Annotated in this window: 1 protein-coding gene; it reads right to left on the bottom strand. The window is 54.3% G+C overall.

Going from position 1 to position 1,257, the window contains the following annotated elements:
- Positions 1-1,250 (bottom strand): MFS transporter (locus tag M3N64_RS13960; RefSeq protein ID WP_249104292.1); only part of this gene is annotated, 1,250 nt, incomplete at its 3' end.
- Between the last annotated feature and the right edge of the window lie 7 nt (positions 1,251-1,257).

Here is a 1,257-nt window from a genome sequence, read left to right as displayed (position 1 = left end):
CCATACCGTTCTTCGGTAATCTGCTGCAGCGTTTTGCCTCTTGTTTGCGGTGTCCAGATGACACCGATCAGCAGCGAGATGAGCAAAAGAACAATCATAAATGTGCCGGCTACCGTAAAGCCAAGGGTCGTCAGAATAGTTGGGAAAATCATTGACCAGACTCCGGCGCTTCCGCGCACTGCGAAGAACATGACCCCCTGAGACGCACCACGTACATTCGTCGGGAACAGCTCAGTCGCCCACAGAGCATAGAAGGCCTGAGCACTGATCCCTGCCGATACCCCCCAGGCAACCACGAATACCCACAGCGCCGGCCAGCTCATATCAAAGAACGTCAGGACGACCCAGGAAAGCATGGCCAGAGCAGCACCGGCAAAGAACAGACCACGCTGGCTGACTTTATCACCAAGCGGTACGAACAGGAAGTAGGTGGCCGCAGCCGTAATCACCCAGAGCACCGCCTGAAGCAGATTGGCCTGAAGGTTGGACAGGCCGCCGACTGTGGAATACACATAAGGCATGAAGAAGCCCATCGCGCCGGCAACCAGATTCCAGAACATGTACACGCCAACCAGGAACAGCAGCGATTTCACGCTGACCGCATTGGCAAACAGCTGCTTGTACGGATGCGTCGGACGCGCGGTGCTCGCACTCTGTTTCTTTTTCTCTTCAATCCAGACCTTGGATTCATTCAGCTGGCGCTGCAGCAGCCAGGCGATGAAAGCAACAATGAACAGTGACCCGAAAATGATCCGGTTACCGAGCAGGCCGAGCGGCGAGAATACAATCCCCAGAACAAAGATAATCGCCGGCCCGCACGACCAGGCAAACTGGGAAATACCGATATGCCTGGCCCGGTTGGATTCATCCGAGATTTCCGAGATATAGGTCCATGAGGCCGGTACCCCGACACCCACGGCGATTCCTGTAATAAAGAAACCGGCCAGAAGCATCGGAAAATTAAAGGAAAACATAATGATAGCGATACCCAGCATATAGACCAGCATGTTATACGTGTAAATAAACTTGCGTCCGTATTTATCAGCCAGCCGCCCGCCGATCAGCGCGCCCACTGCTGATCCGAACGCGTTGGCACTGATGGCGCCGAGCAGGCCGACCTGCAGGCTGTTCAGATTCAATTCATTCGCCCACAGGGTCAGACCACTTGCGCCCGCAACAATACACCCTGAATCCAGATAGTTGGTCAGTGAAACGGAAGCCGTTGCTTTCCAACTTTTCTTCTCTGTCACGACTTGA

It is taken from the genome of Sporolactobacillus mangiferae, from assembly GCF_023336505.1.
GTDB lineage: Bacteria > Bacillota > Bacilli > Bacillales > Sporolactobacillaceae > Sporolactobacillus > Sporolactobacillus mangiferae.
Note: the sequence above shows the minus strand (reverse complement) of the source record. Positions and strands in the feature narration are given on the sequence as shown.